The sequence below is a fragment of the Arthrobacter sp. ISL-48 genome (assembly GCF_018613805.1).
Classification (GTDB): domain Bacteria; phylum Actinomycetota; class Actinomycetes; order Actinomycetales; family Micrococcaceae; genus Arthrobacter.
In genome coordinates, this window is sequence record NZ_JAGGPL010000004.1 from 1 (window position 1) to 15,530 (window position 15,530).

Here is a 15,530-nt window from a genome sequence, read left to right on the forward strand (position 1 = left end):
CGGTCCAGGTCCACTTCGTTGTCCTGCCAGGTGGTGGAGTCTTTTGAGGGTGTGTGGGTGCGGGGGTTGGTGGCGGTGTTCATGACGGTGAGGAGGTGTTCGTATTGGTCGGTGGTGGCGAAGATTTCGAGGTGGTGGAGGCCGTGGCGGGGTTTGCGGATGAAGGCGCCTTGGGTGTGGCGGAGGGCTTCTTCGGTGGGTTCGGTGCCGTCGGCGTCGATGGTGTCGGCCCAGCGTCGTCCGACGCGGGCGAGGAAGTCTGGGTCGGCGGTGGTGGCGGTGCGGGTGAGGTGCTCTTCGATCCGGGCGAGGGTTTCGGGGGTGGTGTGGTGTTTGAGGCGGTCCAGGGTGGTGGTGATGATGGTCCCGGCCCGGGAAGACACGGTAGGGGCGGTGACTTCGGGGGCTGCGACCGCCATAGGTTCGTTATCGTCATCGGCATCGGCATCGGCATCGGCATCGGCATCGGCGTCGTGGTCATCTAGGTTATCGTCACCGGCATCGGGGGCGTGGGGGTCCGGAGGCGTCGGGGTGAGTGCTGCGGCGAGGTGTTCCAGGGCTGGCGGGGTGGTGTCGCCGGTGAGGGTGGTGGCGGGCAGGGTGTGCTGGGCGAGGTGGAGGCGGCGGCGGGCTTCGGTGATGCCGATCCTGAGCCTGGTCCGGAGGAACTCGGCGGTGTTCCGGCACCCGTCATCCGCCGGTGAGTGTAGAACGGCCCTGGTGGTACCAGCGGTGGTGCCTTCGGCGGTGGTGTCGGCGGTGGCGGGCCAGGCGGCGTCGGTTTCGTCCAGGGTTTCGGTTCCGTTGTTCCAGCCGGTGATCCAGCCCGTGTCGCCGCCTGTCCGGCTGGTCCGGGTTGTTGCCGCTGCGGTGATGGCCTGGGTGCGGGTGCGGTCCACGGACCCGGCGGCGAGGATCTGCAGGTAGTCCACGGTCCGGGAGAGTTCCTCGACAAGCCCGGCGAAATCCGACGCCTCGACGTAGCCGGCCATGACCAGCTCATCCCGAGCAGACCCTGCGGCGCCGTTCACGAGTGAAACGGCCTGCGCGAAACTAACAGGCGCCGCCCCACCGAGGGCCTCAGTCGGCCGGGCGGAAGGGCGGCCCGAAAGGGTGACTGAAAGAGGTGCCTGGGTGCCGCCGTCGGACGCTATTCTGGCTGGCCTCGCGAAGGTGCCAGCGCGCGTCAGCACGGCGGTAGAGCCGCCGAACTCCGCAAGCTGATCCCCACTGGCTTCCATAGGAATACTCTGTCAGGAGGGTACGACAATTTGCGCCCGCCCGTGTTCAGAGGCAGCTGACGGAGCTCGAGCCGAAGGTCCCCAGCCGGCACTGACCGAAAGGCAGTCGGGCTGGAATGGATGCTGGTGCCCTTGAATGAGGGCCGACGGATCCTCCACGATTGAGCCATGGCCATCGCATCCTTGACCCCGCACGGTGGAGTTGTTCATGGGCAACCTGCTCATCACTGTCAGCCCTGGAATACCCACGTTCATCCTGCTCGGTATCCTGAGCCTCTCTGCGCTTGCAATCCTGGCATGGTCTCCAGTACGGGCCGTGCGGGACATGTCGTCGATGAAGCATTGACGGCAGGAACCAAAGCATCATTCCTCCGATTTCGCGGGAGGGCACTAGATTGCAGTGGAAACGTCCGCCGCACTGGGGCGAGGACTATGCTGAAGAGGGCATGTGGTTCTCTACGGGTTGTTTCTCCAGGCGTCCCGAGGCTGGTCGCCAGACACTGACGGAGGAGCAAATCATGGAGCAAAATCTTCCCCTTGATGAACTCTCGAGTGTCATTGGCAGGATCAAGGGCTTGCTGCTTACCGAAGAGAAAGTCGACCGGGCAGTGCACCTCCTGGCGCGGGCAATCAAGGATTCAATACCAGGAACCGTCGGGGCCGGAGTGTCGCTTCTGGATCCCCGGGGCCGAAGAACAAGCGCGGGGTTCACCGACGCCATTGTCGAACGCGCAGATGCCCTCCAGTATGAGCTGGGACAGGGCCCGTGCCTGACGGCGTGGGCGGCGGACGAAACCGTGTTCGTAGACGATGTAATGACCGATCCGCGATGGCCGGACTGGAGCGCCGCGGTGTCGTCCTTGCCCATCCGCTCGGTCATCAGTACGCCTCTTACAACCGAGAAGGAAAGCATCGGTGCTCTGAAGGTCTATGCCGCTCTTCCCTCTGCTTACGAATCAGGCGCGGGCCGGCTGCTGGAGTTGTTTGCCGCCCCGGCGGCCACACTGCTGTCCCACATCCAAACCAGCGAAGCGCCTCGCCGCATCAGTGAGAGCCTTCAGTCCGCACTGTACAGCCGGGACGTGGTCAACAGGGCCTGCGGGGTCCTGATGGAACGGCAAGGCCTAAACCACGACGACGCGCTGCAGCAGCTGATCCGCAAGGCCCGCGACACGGGCAGGACACTGAGGCAGGTCAGCGCTGACCTGCTAGCCGAAACGCCGGCAGACCGGAACTGAAGGCGTAGCGCAATGGGCTTTGACCCCCATGAACCCGAACAGCGCCGCCGGCTTCGAGCGGCGCTGAAAGCTTCTGACGTCCGCATCGGAGAACTGTGGCTGAATTACTTCAGCATCGGCGGCGCAGTGGGCGAATACGAGGTTGAGGCCTATCTTCAGGGCTCGTTGTCGCTCCCCGCGACTCAAAGGGACTTGCTGGCCATGGCCGCCAACGAACTTATCGACAAAATTCCCCGGGTCCACGCCCCCTACTCCGATGACCTCACGACGGCCATCACAGCAGACCGTGACAGGGATGACCAGGAGAGCGCCGATCAGGGTCGTGGCCAGTCAGCCAACGACCAGCGAACGGGCGACGAAGAACCCGGCTGAGACTCTTGGTGCCGCCCCTGACCGATCTCAGCCGACGGCGGCGGTGGACTCCCTGAGGATGAGTTCGGGTTTGACGGTGGATGAACCAGGAGGAGTTCCCGTTTCGACAGTCGCCGCCAACAGGGTGAAGGCCCTCGCCCCCAGATCCTGGAAATCCTGCCGCACGGTGGTCAGGGCCGGGCGCCACAAGGCAACATGCGGCTGGTCATCGAATCCCACCACGGACACATCCTCCGGGACACGCCTCCCGCTGTCCAGCAGGGCGCGGATCACACCGATGGCAACATCATCATTACCGCAGAACACGGCCGTAACATCGTTGTTCCCGGCGAGTTCCTGCCCTACCCGATAGCCGCTGGCCGGTTCCCAGGTGGCGTGCAGTATGGGCGGAACGGCCGCGCCGGCTGCCGTCAGGGCTGCCCGCCAGCCATCAGTGCGGCCCGAGTGCTTGCCCATGGTGGGCACGGAGACGTGGTGGACCGTCTTGTGCCCAAGTGACAGGAGATGATTCGTGGCGTCCTTGCCGGCTCCTCGTTCGTCCAGCAATGCGCCCGTCTTGCCTGTGCGCCTGGTCCCGCCACCGGCCACCACCAGCGGGACGGAGTGGGGGAAGGCTTTGACAGCGGCCAGGCCCGGGCGGTCGAACTCCAGGATGATGACCCCGGCCACCGGCTGGGACAGGACAAGGTCGATGGCGGCGTTGACGGCCTCGTCGTCGTCCGATTCAACGACAGCGATGATGACTGACATGCCTGACTGCCGGGCGGCCTTTTCGATGCCTTCGATCGTCTTCGCATAGCCGTAGTTGGATGTCCCGCCTGTCAGGACTGCCACCATGGAGCGCTTGCCGGACCGGGTGGCGCGGGCAGCACCATTGGGCCGGTAACCAAGTTCAGCGACCGCTTTCATTACGCGCTCGCGCAGTTCCGGTGCCACGAATTTGCTGCTGGTCAGGACGCGCGAGACGGTCGGCACAGACACGTCTGCGGCCTTGGCGACATCGCTCAGCACAGGCACTTTCTGCCTCAGGGGAGGGGCCGGTTCCTTGGTCACCTTCACAGCGTAATCCCAAATGCTGCTAAAGCCGGACTGGTGCGTTGCCCGCGGGTAATCGTTTTCATCACTGCGCCTCGTCTGTCCGGTAGAGGAAATCGGTGAAGTCCGCTGTGAAGCTCCGGTCTCGGAGATCCTGCGCGGCAACCCCAACGAAGGCGCCGGTGAACCGCAGGCTGCCCCCGTGGTCATCAGACAACTGGAGGGCGCCCAGCTCCGGTCCAATTTGGCGGGGTGCCATGTTGCCCTGGGTCCAGCGGAACTGGAGGCGGGCGCCATCGAGGGACCCCTCCAGACGAAGTGGAAGCCGGGGGTCTACCACAACGGCCCCATGTGACTGCAGCCCCGTCAGCGGATCCTTTTCGAAGACTTCAACAATCTGCTCGACGGGCGCGTCGCCGGGAACCAGCTCGCCGTCCACTTCACGTACCGTGGTCCTGAGGTAGAGGTAGCTTGCGGTGTTGTAGTAGAAGATGAGCCCCGCGCTCTGCGTGAAGTTCGCAGGCTGCGCTTCAAGGGTGACGCCAGCCGTCACACTGGCTCCTGTCAGCCGCCTCGCTATCAGGGACTGCTCGAACAAGGAATCCGTACTGTGACGGCCCCGGATCCTCAGCCAGCCGGGGCGGTCCGAGAGGCTGGCCCAGCTCGCGTCGGCGGCATGGCGCAGCGTGCTCCAGGGCCAGCCGACGGTCAGCCGGCCGTCCGCGGAGGAACCCTGGGTGAGGCCGCCGAAGCCGCCGAAGCCGTCGGCAACATCGTTTGGGACGGCATGCTGGTCCCTTGCGGGTGCGACCGCAGAATCAGCGGGAATACTGCGAGGGGCGGCGGCAGCTTCGCCGTCGAACGCCGCGGCCTTGACTGTCAGGGCGGGGGCCCACCCTCCCTGCTCGAGCCGGAGCCAGCCGTCGTCCGTCATCCGGAGACGCTGGATACACGTTTCACGGCCGAGCACCGAATACTGCTTGCCGTCCTTTTCAGTCCAGCGGCTGGCCAGGTGTGCCAGGAACATTTGCCCCTGGGCGTCGACGGCGATCTCGCCGTGGCCTGCCTTCTGCAGCTCGTGGGAGGGTTCGTCGCGGGTGGTGAGCACTGGTCCGTGTGGGTCGGCCTCATACGGTCCCAACAGGTCATCGGACCGCATCATGGCGATTCCATGGTTCTGCCCGGTACCACCTTCAGCGAGCATCAGGTAGTACTTGCCAGCAAAGAAGTAAAGGTTCGGCCCTTCGATGAGCGCGGGCCGGCGGTGGATGATCTTCGGTTGTCCGATGGTGGCGGTGCCGGTGGCGTTGAGTTCCTGGAGGTTGATGCCTGCGAAACCGCCACGGCCTGTAGGCCGGTGGTCCCATTCCATGTTGAGCAGCCAGTGGCGGCCTTCGTGATGGAAAATGGACGGGTCGAAGCCCGTCGTGGTGACACGGGCTGGCGCAGACCATGGACCGGCCACATCCCCGGCACGCGAAATATAGGTGTCCATGTCCTTGTGGGGCCCGCCGAAGGCCCGGACAACTGTGAAGACCAGCCAGAAATTACCCTCGCCCCAGCTCAGTGACGGCGCCCAGATGGCCCCGGAGTCCTGCAGTCCGCGCAGGTCGAGCAGAGCATCGGGTCCTGAAAACGAACCTGCATATTCCCAGTCCACGAGGTTCCGTGACCGATGGATGGGAACTGTCGGGTACCACTCGAACGAGCTGTTAGCGAGGTAGAACCACTCGCCCACGCGGATCAGGGACGGGTCCGGGGAGAAGCCCGGCAGTACCGGGTTGGTGAGCAAAGTCATGGAATGCTCTCCAGATGGGGCTGCGGAGTGGGCATAGATGCAAGGACCTCGGGATATTCGAAGGGGCGGCCGGTAGCGTACCGCTCCAGTTCGGCCACCACCTGATCACCCATGCGCAGGAGTTCCGTTCCCATGGATCCGGCGATATGGGGCGTGAGGAGGACATTCGGCAGATCGTAGAAGACGTGCCCGGCGGGCAGCACGTCCGGCACTGCGACGTCCAGAATCGCATTAATGCGGCCGGAAACCAGCTCCGCTTCCAGAGCCAGCTGATCCAGGACCTCTCCCCTGGCTGTGTTGATGAGGGTGGCGCCCGTACGGAGCCGCGCCAGCTCGGCGGCGCCGATCATTGCTCTGGTTTCCGCAGTCACCGGCACGTGCAGGGAAACCGCATCGCTGCGGGACATCAGTGCGTCCAGGGGAACCAGTTCCGCACCCAGGGCAAGTGCTTCCTTTTCGTCCAGGTAGGGGTCGTAGAGAAGGACCTCAAGGTCGAAAGGCTGTAGGAGCCGAGCGACGGTGCGGCCGATCCGGGAGGCACCCACGAGCCCCACCGTCTTTTTGTAGTTGCCCGCCGCCGGATATTCGAGTTCACGGTCCACGTGGTCACGCCGTGTCCGGTAAAGGCGTACTGCGTCGAACGTCTGCTTGTTGGCAAGGAGGATCATGGCCAGGGTGTACTCCGCCACCGGGATGCCATTGGCTTCGCCAGAGTTGGAAGCGGTGATGGTCCGCCCCCGGGGGACTGGCGGCATCTTGTCCCCGACGACCCCGCCGGCATGGATGACGGCCTTGAGGTTTACCGCGTGTGCCAGGACCTCGGGTGCCAGCGCAGGGCAGCCCCAGCCGGTGATCAGCACTTCGACGGCGGGCAGGAGTGACTGGGCTTCGGCTGAGGAAAAGTCCTCGAAGACCGGTCCGCGGAGCTCGGCGAGGTGCCTCAAGCGGCCCTGCGCTTCAACGGACATCAGCTTGTCAAGCAGATCTGGTGGAGACATAACAGCCATGGCGACTGGCCGGCTCGCTGGGGGAACAGGGGTGTGGGTAGTCATTCTCACTGTTTCGTTCGAGGTGGGAGGCGGTGGGACCTCGTTGGCGCCGACTCCTGCGTAGCAGGAAAACGTTATCTCAATAATGCGTTATGCGTTACAGACAGTCAACGTGACCGGCACCGATTGCCTCGACTTCCGCCCTGATGACGCTCTGGAACAGCAGTGGCCGATAGCATTTGCAGGTGGTGGAAATCAGGTACCTAGACCTCACAGAAGAACCGGCCGGGCAGGCGATTGGCGGGCTTCTCACTGCCTACCACCGGCAAACGGAGGATGAGAAGGCCTCCCACGGAGTTGGAGACTTCTCTGTAAGCGATTCCTTGCCGGTCAAGTACCAGCGGGAGATTGATTTACCCTTGGAGGCCTTCGCAAATTCCCAGGTCCTGGTCGCGCAGCAGGACGGTGAGCCTGTGGGAATGATGGTCCTGAGTCCTGCGGGATCAGCGGTCAAGGAAGTCAAGCGGCTTTGGGTGGAACCCTTCGCCCGCGGTGCAGGGGTGGGCGCCGCGCTCTTGCAGGAGGCCCTGCACTCCGCCAGGCTGTCTGGTGCCGGGACTGTGCGCCTGACGGTCTGGGAGTGGCGCTACCCGGCATTGCGCTCCTATCTGCGTTTTGGGTTCCGCAGGGTTCCCTCATGGGAGGAGCGGGCTGGACTTCAGTGTTTGGAGCTGCAGCTGCCAGCGGATTCGGCTCACCGTTGAAAGTCGCCGGAGGCCGCTGAATACTGGAAATCAGGGTTACAGGGCAAAGGCGGTGGCAGGCGATGAGCGGCGGGGCGGGTTACTTCAGGCGGCGCCTGGAACGGGCTGCGGAACGGCGTTCCTACCGTGGCGCAGGAATCAGCCCGCAAGAAGAGACCGAGCTGGAGGCCGCCGACGAACAGGAGCGGCAGAAGCGGAAGAAGGTTGACGACACCGCCAGGGTGGAATACCTGATCCGCGACGCCATGGCGCAGGGAAAGTTCGACAACCTCAAGTACGCGGGCAAGCCGGTCCCGGGGCTGGGGGAAGCCTACGATCCAGACTGGTGGGTTAAGGGCCTCATCCAGCGTGAGAACATCAGCGGGCTCGGACCCAAGGCCATCCTGCTCCGCACCGAGGACGCCGAACTGGACGCAACACTGGACGCCCAGTTCACAGAGAAACAGGTCTGGGACATCCTGAAGGACTTCAACACCAGGGTGGTTGAGGCGCGTCGCCAGCTCCAGGGCGGCCCGCCGGTGGTCACCAGGACCCGTGACGTGGAGGCGGAGGTAGCGCGCTGGCACGACCGGCGCGCGGCCCGGACCGCTGTGGCGCCGCCGGAACCGGAGCCACAGCGCTCGTGGTGGCAGCGGCTCTGGAAGGGCACCGGCTAGTCGGGAACCGGGCGGGGCAGCGCCGGCGGCGACGCTCCGCCGTCGGGCTCCTGCCTTGAAGAGTCCTGCCGGGCTCTAGGGAGCGGTCACCACAAATAGCTCGCAAAGGGAGTTGTAATACTCCGACGTCTGGCCCGCATGCCGCATCCCGATCCGCCCACAGACCTTCTGGGATGCCACATTGGCTGGTGCAGTCACCGCCACCACTTTCGTCAGGCCACTTGCGAAGGCATATTCAAGGACGGCGGATGCAGCCTCCGACGCGTAACCGCAGCCCCAATGATCGGGGTGGAAGTGCCAGCCGATCTCGGTATCACCGGACGGATGAAGCGGCAAGGAAGCCGCCGAAGCCGGGATGGGCTTCAGCAGCAGCGTCCCGGCCAGCTGGCCGGTGGCCTTCAGCTGGACGGCCCAGACCGCATGCACAGGGTGCTGCATGTTCCGCCAGATTCGGATCCGCTCGACAGCCTGCGGGCGGCCCTCCATCACCTGCGGCACAGCGCCGATAAAGCGCTGTACTTCCCAGCGTGAATAGAGGTCGAACGCGAAATCGGCGTCCTCCGGTTCCCAGGGGCGCAGGGTCAGCCGGTCAGTCTCGAGGGTCAGCACCCATTCATCCTGCCATGGGCCGGATGTGACCGGACAGCGATGGTGAAGCAGAATGGAGGCCAGCCGGTCCCCGATGAAAGGACACTCCGCCATGGCAGAACCGAGTTGGGTCAAGCACGCCGTGTGGTGGCACATCTACCCGTTGGGCTTCGCAGGCGCCCCGAAGGAAGCCCTCCCAGCCGGCACCGCACCGGAGCACCGGCTCAGCAAACTGGTCCCATGGCTGGACTACGTGCTCGAACTGGGAGCATCCGGGATCGCCCTGGGTCCCGTTTTCGCCTCCGAGACACACGGTTACGACACCACGGACTACTTCCGCATCGATCCCCGCCTGGGCGACGACGCCGACTTCGACGAGCTCATCCGGGAAGCCCACGCCCGCGGCCTCCGAGTGCTCCTGGACGGCGTGTTCAACCACACCGGGCGCTCGTTCCAGCCCTTCCAGGACGTCCTGATCCAGGGCCCGACCTCACCCACCGCGCCCTGGTTCAGGATCAGCTGGCCAGACACTGGCACCGGAAACGCGACGCAATCCACGGAGCCGGACTATGAGGACTTCGAGGGCCATCACCATCTGGTCGCGTTGAACCACGATGAGCCCGAGGTGGCCCGCTTCGTCGCCGACGTTATGAAGCATTGGCTGGGCCGAGGCGCCGATGGCTGGCGCCTGGATGCCGCCTACGCGGTGCCCTCCGGCTTCTGGTCAGCGGTGCTGGGCGACGTGCGCTCCGCCTATCCCGAGGCCTATTTTGTGGGGGAGTACATCCACGGCGATTACGCGGCCGAGGTCAGTGCCGGCGCACTGGATTCCGCAACCCAGTACGAACTGTGGAAGGCCGCCTGGAGCTCCCTGAATGACACGAACTTTTACGAACTGGCGGCCGCATTGGAACGCCACAATTCGTTCCTGGACACTTTCGTCCCCCTCACCTTTGTCGGCAATCACGACGTCACCCGGATTGCGAGCAAGCTCAAGGACCCCGAACTCCTGCCGCATGCCCTGGTGGTCCTGTTCACCGTTGGCGGCACTCCGTCCGTCTACTACGGTGACGAGCAGGCGTACCGCGGGATGAAAGAGGACCGCCAAGGCGGCGACGACGACGTCCGTCCCGTCTTTCCGGCCTCACCCTCGGACTTGTCTCCGTTTGGACACGACGTCTACCGGCTGCATGAGGAGCTGATCGGAGTACGTCGGCGGAACGCCTGGCTGCACTCGGCCCGCACTAAGGTGCTCTCGCTGACCAATGAGCACCTGGTCTACCAGGCAAGCGCTGATGGCTCAGCCGCAAACGGACCCGGCGAAAGCGGGGGCATCGTGGTGGCCCTCAACCAGTCGCACCAGGCCGCGGAACTTGAGCTGCCGCCGTCGGCCTCTGTCCCGCTGGCCGGGAACGGCAGGCTGACCGGCACTAACCGCGTTGCCCTGCCGCCCCGCGGCTGGGCGATTCTGTCTGACGGGAGCGGGCGCTGACGGGCCCTCAGCGGCCGGGAGTTGGCGAGGGACTCGGCGTACCCATCATGGGCGGCGGCGGAGGCGGGAAGGCGTCCGCAGGATAGAGCTTTGCCACTTGCACCATATAGTTGGCCCACTGCGGTCCGGCGACCATGTACCCGTCAAGACGCTTGTAGAACGTGCCGTTGACGGTGACGTTCTGGCCCGGGCGTTTCTGGCCATCCAAGGCGTCGCCGAAGAAGGACGCGGTGGCCAGGCCCGACGTGTAGCCCACCACCCAGGTTGCACCGTTCGTGTTGGAAGTCCCGGTCTTGGCCGCAACTGGCACCTGCGTGTGGACCTTCGGATTGATGTAGACACCGGACCCGACCTTGAGGACGTCCTGGAGCACGGAGTTGACGCCCCGCGCTACCTCCGGCTTAACCGCGGTGTGGCACTCCCCGGTCTGGGCGGGCAGCTTTCCGCCGTTCACATCCGTCACGTCGGTCAAGGCGATGGGTGTGCAGTAGCGGCCGTCATTGGCAAAAGTCGCAAACGCGTTCGCCAGATGGACCGGGGCCACCCCGATGGCACCGAGGAGGTTCCCCAGCTGATGCATGTTGATGGGAGCACCGTCCAGCCCGCTGTGCAGGCCCACGGCATCCACCATCTTCTGGATGCCGCAGAAGTCCAGCTGGGTAGCCTCGGCGAATGTGGCGGTGTTGATGGAGTTGTACAGCCCGTAGTTCACCGGCATCTTCCGGTAGTAGCCCTCGTCCGCGTTCTGGAGGTCATCTGTGGCGCCCAATTCCGGATTGTTTTGCGCCGTGCTGTACGCCCCCAAGACTTTTCCGCAGCTGGATCGCCACGGGAAGCCGACGGGGTAGACGCGCTTGGAGGCGTCCACCTCGGCTGTCATGGTCTTGCCCTCATTGAGCCATTCAGCGAACGTGAACGGTTTCATGGTGGACCCGGGCTGGAAACCGCCGGCACCATTGAGGTCGTTGCCCTGTGCGTCCTTGGCATCGACATTGAAGTTCAGTTGGGTATCGAACTTCCCGTCCTGGGCCAGGAATACCGTGTTCTGAGCCATGGCCAGGATTTTGCCGCTGCCCGGCTGAATGGACACCAGTGACGCGCCCCAGTGGTCCGGATTCGCCCCGGCCGTGCCGTCCACCTGTGCCTGGGCCGCCGCCTGCAGCCTGCTGTCCAGCGTGGTGGTGATGGTCAGTCCGCCACGGTACAGCGTCCGCTCCCGGTCGGCCTGGGTGGCACCGAAGGCGGGGTTGTTGAGAATCAGGTGCGAAACGTAGTCGCAGAAGTAGGGCGCCATGACGGCGTTGGCGCAGCCCTGTCGTCCCGGGCTGAGCTTGAGCTCGATAGGCGCGGCCACGGCGGCGTCATGGTCCGCCTGGCTAATCTTGCCCTGGGTGAGCATCGCGTCCAGTACCTGGTCGCGCCGTGCCTTGGACTGGTCGGGGTTCACGGCGGGGTTGTAGAAGCTCGGGCTGTTCACGAGCCCGGCCAGCAACGCGGCCTGCGGCAGCGTGAGGTCCTTGGCCGTGTTGCCGAAGAAGTACCGGGCCGCGGCCTCGATGCCGTAGGCCTCGTGGCTGAAAAAGACGATGTTGAGGTACCCCTCCAGGATCTGATCCTTGGTGAACTTCTTTTCCAGTGAGATGGCAAGCTTCATCTCCCTGAGCTTGTCTCCGATGTCCTTCTGGCCGCTGAGGATCACCTGATCGCCTTTGTCCGCGGATAGCAGGGTTTCATTGACCACATTGGTGACGTATTGCTGGGTGATAGTTGACGCCCCCTGCTGGCCGCCCTTGGTCACGTTGGAGATCACGGCTCGCAAGACACCCTGCGGATCCACGCCCGCGTGATCGTAGAACCGGCTGTCCTCAATGGCGACTATGGCGTCACGCATAAAGGGAGATATCTGGTCCAGGGCAACCTTCACCCGGTTTTCCTCATAGAAAGTGGCGATCGGCTGCCCGTCTGCTGTGAGGACCTTGGTGGACTGCGACGGCGGATGGACCACCAGTTCCGAGGGCAGGCTGTCGAAGTAGCTCTTGGAGCGGCTGATCCCGAATCCTGCCGCCGCAACCGCCGGAACCACCAGGCTGGCAGCTAGTACGCCGCACAACGCGCTCGCGGTGAAGAACCCGATGACCCTTCCCAGGGTGTTGGCCAGCGTATGCCGACGTTTCTTCTGCTTCGCCATTTTCTCAGCCCCAAGCTAGCGACGTGACATCAGGATACGCCCGGGGCCTTGCTCCATCCAGCCCTTTGACGGGTCATGCACACCTGATCTTTCCCGGGTGGACTGTTGGGATGTGGCTCTTGACCACCGATAGGTAGCGATATATCGTTAAGTATCGGTGAATGGTTCACCGATACTATAGAAAGATCTGAAAGGACGATGCCACCATGAAAGGCATTCATGACGACAAATTTGTAGGGCCGGAATTCGGCCGGGCGCGCTTCGAGCGCGAGAGGGGGCGCCGGGGACCCCACGGACACCGCGGTGGTGGGTTCGGTCCCGGCTTCGGGCCAGGCTTTGGACCCGGCGGCGGGTTCGGTCCCGGTTTCGGACCTGGCTTTGGCCCGGGTTTCCGACGCGCGAGCAGGGGAGATGTCCGTTCTGCGATTCTTTCGCTCCTGGCGGAGGCGCCATCAAACGGTTACGGGTTGATCAAGAAGATTGCCGAGAAGACATCGGGGGCGTGGCGGCCGAGCCCGGGATCCATCTACCCGACGCTCCAGCAGCTGGTGGACGAAGATCTCATCGCACCCATCAGCGAAGGCCGAAGGACCGACTTCACCCTCACCGATGCCGGTAAAGCCTATGTGAGCGAACATGCAGAGGAACTGGACAACGCCTGGACAACCGACCCGGAAGGATCAGGACCCGCCTTCCACCAGAGCGTGGCAAAGCTGATGGGCGTCATCCACCAGTTCCGGGCCGCGGCAACGGATGAACAACGCAGGGCTGCCGGGGAAAAGATCGACGAGCTCCGCCGCGCGCTGTACCACATCCTCGCCGACTGAAACCCCTGCGCTGGAACAGATGCAAGGGTGCCGATGAGGCCGGCGCCAAGGCGGACGCCCGCCACATCCAGGGAGTCGTCCAGGCCGAAGCGGTACTTCAGGTCAACAAAAAATGGTGCATGCCACGCCGGCCAGCTACTGCCGGTAGCCCTCAACTTCGCTGACGGGCCGCTCCGCGGCATCGTTCGGGTTCTCGCCGGACTCCATCTTGGCGCGGCGCTGGCGCAGTAGGTCCCAGCACTGGTCCAGGCTCTCTTCCACGAGCTTGAGCCGTGCCTGGTCCGGCGCGTGACCCGCGCCCGATGCCTCACGGAGTCCGTGTTCCTCGGCCACGAGAGCCTGGATGCGCCCTAAAATATCCTGGTCATTCATGGTTTCCCCTTTGCTCCGGAACCGGTCCCCTCAGGGTAGTAAGTCCAACCAGAAGTGACCAGAGGGGTCAGCCCACCAGCTGGTCCTCGTAACACCAGCGCCAGTCCTCGCCGGGTTCCGCACTGCGCATTGCCGGGTGTCCCGTGGAATGGAAATGCCGCGTGGCGTGGGTCGCCGGCGAGGAGTCGCAGCAGCCCACGTTCCCGCACGCCAGGCACATCCTGAGGTGGACCGTCGTCGTGCCTTCCCGGACGCAATCGGCGCAGAAGGCGCCCGCGGGCACTGGCGCTTGGGGCGCCTCGTCGAGGTGCGCACAGCTTCCTGGCGGCGTCGCCAGGCCTTCACCGCCGCCGGCCTCGGGGAGTTCCAGATCCTCCAAGGAAGCGTCAAGGATCGATTCCTCGATGTCCAGCCGTTCCAGGACTTCGCTGAGGACCTCATGCGCGTAGCCGCCGCCGCGGCGCAGGTCAAGCACTTTGGAGCGCTCGGCTTCCAGCATGGCCAAACGGAGCTGGGCGTACCGCTGGCTGGGGGTGGCCGCCTCGGACGCGGGCCGGCCCAGCCGCTCCCAGGCGGCCAGGCCGCGCTCCTGGGTCCGGCGCTTCAGCATGGCCATGACCTCCGGGGGATCATGCTCCGTCCGCAGCTCCTGCAGCCGGTCAAGGCCCGCGTCGGTGGCAAGCTGCATGAGGGACGCCTGGTTTAGCGCGTCCTCCCGCCTGTCCGGCCCGGGCACGCCCAGCAGCCGCACCAGGGCAGGCAGCGTGAAGCCTTGCACGGTCAACGTTCCGCCCACCACCACCAAGGCGGCGAGGATTAGCACTGAACGGTGTTCAAGGTCCTCGGGCAGGACGAGCGCGGCTGCCAGGGTGACCACCCCGCGCATCCCAGCCCACGAGATGATGGCCGGATACGTCCACGGCGGCGACGGATCCTGGCGGCGGACAGCGGGAATCAGCCTGGGCAGGTAGGTCGCGGGGAACACCCAGACCGGCCGGAGCAGCAATACTGCCAGCAGGATCACGGCGCAGCCTGCCCAGATCCGGCCGGCCCCGAGGGAATCATCCTGGACGCCATCGATGATGGTCCGCACCTGCAGACCGATCAGCAGGAAAACAGAATTCTCCAGCAGGAACTGCACTGTGTCCCAGTTGCTTCGCTGGCTCAAGCGGGCTGCACCATTGGGCATGGACGGGGCCTTGGTGCCCATGATCAGGCCAGTGACGACGACGGCGAGTACCCCGGACGCGTGGATGGCTTCAGCTGGCAGATACGCCACCAGCGGGGCGATGAGGGATGTGGACGTGTTGATGGCGACGTTGTGGATCCGCATCCGGAGCTGGGTCAGCACGTAGGCCGCCAGGCCCACGATCAGTCCGCCGCCGGCGGCCAGGGCGAACCCGGCCCCGATCTGGGCGGCCGAGACAGCCCCGGAAAGGGCGGCAATTGCTGCCCGCAGGCACACGAGCGCGGTTGCATCATTGACGAGGGATTCCCCCTCAAGGATGCTCACAATCCGGCGTGGCATGCCCACCTTGCGGGCGATGGTCGTCGCTGCCACGGCGTCCGGCGGCGCCAGGACAGCCCCCAGGGCGATGGCTGCCGCCAGGGGAATCTCAGGGAACAGCCACCAGACCACGAACCCTACGGCTAATGTCCCGAAGACCACGTAGCCCACGGACAGCAGGGTGATCGCCCTCCGGTTGGAGCGGAAATCGTACAGCGAAGTCCGCAGTGCCGCGGCATAGAGTAGGGGCGGAAGCAGGCCCACCAGGACAAGTTCCGGGTTCAGCTCGATGTCCGGGACAAACGGCAGGAAGGACCCTGCCACGCCGATGAGCACCAGCAGCAAGGGAACCGAGACATTGAGTTTGCGGCCCAGGGCGCTGCCTGCGCAGACCACGGAAACCAACACGAGCACGCCTAGAGCGACATCCATTTGGCTATTCTCTCAGCAGGATGCGCAGGCT

At 64.6% G+C, this 15,530-nt stretch carries 15 protein-coding genes; 7 read left to right on the top strand and 8 right to left on the bottom strand.

Annotation, left to right across the window (positions count from 1 at the left end; translation table 11 throughout):
- The coding region (locus tag J7E83_RS08825; protein WP_251043667.1) for a DUF222 domain-containing protein at nt 1–1,241 on the bottom strand (1,241 nt) is incomplete at its 3' end.
- 208 nt (nt 1,242–1,449) lie between these two features.
- Here J7E83_RS08825 and J7E83_RS08830 point away from each other — a divergent pair.
- From J7E83_RS08830 to J7E83_RS08840, 3 genes are all read left to right on the top strand, one after another.
- Complete coding sequence (locus tag J7E83_RS08830) at nt 1,450–1,587, top strand: hypothetical protein (RefSeq protein WP_214961139.1); 138 nt, start codon at nt 1,450–1,452, stop codon at nt 1,585–1,587.
- A gap of 172 nt (nt 1,588–1,759) precedes the next feature.
- Nucleotides 1,760–2,479 carry a GAF and ANTAR domain-containing protein gene (locus tag J7E83_RS08835; RefSeq protein ID WP_214961141.1) on the top strand — a complete coding sequence of 240 codons (720 nt, stop codon included), beginning with the start codon at nt 1,760–1,762 and terminating at the stop codon, nt 2,477–2,479.
- A 12-nt stretch (nt 2,480–2,491) separates the two neighbouring features.
- On the top strand, nt 2,492–2,851 hold the full coding sequence (locus J7E83_RS08840) for a hypothetical protein (RefSeq protein WP_251043668.1): 360 nt from the start codon (nt 2,492–2,494) through the stop codon (nt 2,849–2,851).
- Between the two features lie 27 nt (nt 2,852–2,878).
- Here J7E83_RS08840 and J7E83_RS08845 read toward each other — a convergent pair whose 3' ends face one another.
- From J7E83_RS08845 to J7E83_RS08855, 3 genes are all read right to left on the bottom strand, one after another.
- Nucleotides 2,879–3,904 carry a substrate-binding domain-containing protein gene (locus tag J7E83_RS08845; RefSeq protein ID WP_214961439.1) on the bottom strand — a complete coding sequence of 342 codons (1,026 nt, stop codon included), beginning with the start codon at nt 3,902–3,904 and terminating at the stop codon, nt 2,879–2,881.
- 67 nt (nt 3,905–3,971) lie between these two features.
- Nucleotides 3,972–5,684 carry a family 43 glycosylhydrolase gene (locus tag J7E83_RS08850; protein ID WP_214961143.1) on the bottom strand — a complete coding sequence of 571 codons (1,713 nt, stop codon included), beginning with the start codon at nt 5,682–5,684 and terminating at the stop codon, nt 3,972–3,974.
- The gene (locus J7E83_RS08855) at nt 5,681–6,736 is read right to left on the bottom strand and encodes a hydroxyacid dehydrogenase (protein WP_214961145.1); all 1,056 of its coding nucleotides are present in this window, start codon (nt 6,734–6,736) and stop codon (nt 5,681–5,683) included. Before J7E83_RS08855 ends, J7E83_RS08850 begins: the two co-directional genes overlap by 4 nt.
- 182 nt (nt 6,737–6,918) lie before the next feature.
- Here J7E83_RS08855 and J7E83_RS21100 point away from each other — a divergent pair, with 182 nt between their 5' ends.
- Both J7E83_RS21100 and J7E83_RS08865 read left to right on the top strand, forming a co-directional pair.
- On the top strand, nt 6,919–7,437 hold the full coding sequence (locus J7E83_RS21100) for a GNAT family N-acetyltransferase (protein ID WP_214961147.1): 519 nt from the start codon (nt 6,919–6,921) through the stop codon (nt 7,435–7,437).
- A gap of 62 nt (nt 7,438–7,499) precedes the next feature.
- Complete coding sequence (locus tag J7E83_RS08865; RefSeq protein ID WP_214961149.1) at nt 7,500–8,093, top strand: DUF1992 domain-containing protein; 594 nt, start codon at nt 7,500–7,502, stop codon at nt 8,091–8,093.
- Nucleotides 8,094–8,168: 75 nt separating this feature from the next.
- Here the strand turns inward: J7E83_RS08865 and J7E83_RS08870 are convergent, their stop codons facing one another.
- Entirely contained in the window at nt 8,169–8,702 is a 534-nt protein-coding gene (locus tag J7E83_RS08870; protein WP_214961151.1) for a GNAT family N-acetyltransferase, read from the bottom strand.
- Nucleotides 8,703–8,793: 91 nt separating this feature from the next.
- Between J7E83_RS08870 and J7E83_RS08875 the strand changes: the two genes are divergently transcribed.
- Complete coding sequence (locus J7E83_RS08875) at nt 8,794–10,173, top strand: alpha-amylase family protein (RefSeq protein ID WP_214961153.1); 1,380 nt, start codon at nt 8,794–8,796, stop codon at nt 10,171–10,173.
- 7 nt (nt 10,174–10,180) lie between these two features.
- Here the strand turns inward: J7E83_RS08875 and J7E83_RS08880 are convergent, their stop codons facing one another.
- Entirely contained in the window at nt 10,181–12,361 is a 2,181-nt protein-coding gene (locus tag J7E83_RS08880) for a transglycosylase domain-containing protein (RefSeq protein WP_214961154.1), read from the bottom strand.
- Nucleotides 12,362–12,567: 206 nt separating this feature from the next.
- On the opposite strand from J7E83_RS08880, the gene J7E83_RS08885 reads away from it, so the two are divergent.
- Nucleotides 12,568–13,188: a PadR family transcriptional regulator gene (locus J7E83_RS08885; RefSeq protein WP_214961155.1), complete on the top strand. Its 621-nt coding sequence runs from the start codon at nt 12,568–12,570 to the stop codon at nt 13,186–13,188.
- 135 nt (nt 13,189–13,323) lie between these two features.
- Here the strand turns inward: J7E83_RS08885 and J7E83_RS08890 are convergent, their stop codons facing one another.
- Both J7E83_RS08890 and J7E83_RS08895 read right to left on the bottom strand, forming a co-directional pair.
- A complete protein-coding gene (locus tag J7E83_RS08890) occupies nt 13,324–13,560 on the bottom strand; it encodes a DUF2630 family protein (protein WP_214961157.1) in 237 nt (78 codons plus the stop codon).
- 67 nt (nt 13,561–13,627) lie between these two features.
- On the bottom strand, nt 13,628–15,499 hold the full coding sequence (locus tag J7E83_RS08895; protein WP_214961159.1) for a Na+/H+ antiporter: 1,872 nt from the start codon (nt 15,497–15,499) through the stop codon (nt 13,628–13,630).
- Nucleotides 15,500–15,530 lie beyond the last annotated feature (31 nt).

Coding starts and splice junctions, on each gene's coding strand:
- J7E83_RS08830 (WP_214961139.1), top strand. CDS start 1,450: ATGGGCAACCTGCTCATCACTGTCAGCCCTGGAATACCCACGTTCATC.
- J7E83_RS08835 (WP_214961141.1), top strand. CDS start 1,760: ATGGAGCAAAATCTTCCCCTTGATGAACTCTCGAGTGTCATTGGCAGG.
- J7E83_RS08840 (WP_251043668.1), top strand. CDS start 2,492: ATGGGCTTTGACCCCCATGAACCCGAACAGCGCCGCCGGCTTCGAGCG.
- J7E83_RS08850 (WP_214961143.1), bottom strand. CDS start 5,684: ATGACTTTGCTCACCAACCCGGTACTGCCGGGCTTCTCCCCGGACCCG.
- J7E83_RS08855 (WP_214961145.1), bottom strand. CDS start 6,736: ATGACTACCCACACCCCTGTTCCCCCAGCGAGCCGGCCAGTCGCCATG.
- J7E83_RS08865 (WP_214961149.1), top strand. CDS start 7,500: ATGAGCGGCGGGGCGGGTTACTTCAGGCGGCGCCTGGAACGGGCTGCG.
- J7E83_RS08875 (WP_214961153.1), top strand. CDS start 8,794: ATGGCAGAACCGAGTTGGGTCAAGCACGCCGTGTGGTGGCACATCTAC.
- J7E83_RS08880 (WP_214961154.1), bottom strand. CDS start 12,361: ATGGCGAAGCAGAAGAAACGTCGGCATACGCTGGCCAACACCCTGGGA.
- J7E83_RS08885 (WP_214961155.1), top strand. CDS start 12,568: ATGAAAGGCATTCATGACGACAAATTTGTAGGGCCGGAATTCGGCCGG.
- J7E83_RS08890 (WP_214961157.1), bottom strand. CDS start 13,560: ATGAATGACCAGGATATTTTAGGGCGCATCCAGGCTCTCGTGGCCGAG.
- J7E83_RS08895 (WP_214961159.1), bottom strand. CDS start 15,499: ATGGATGTCGCTCTAGGCGTGCTCGTGTTGGTTTCCGTGGTCTGCGCA.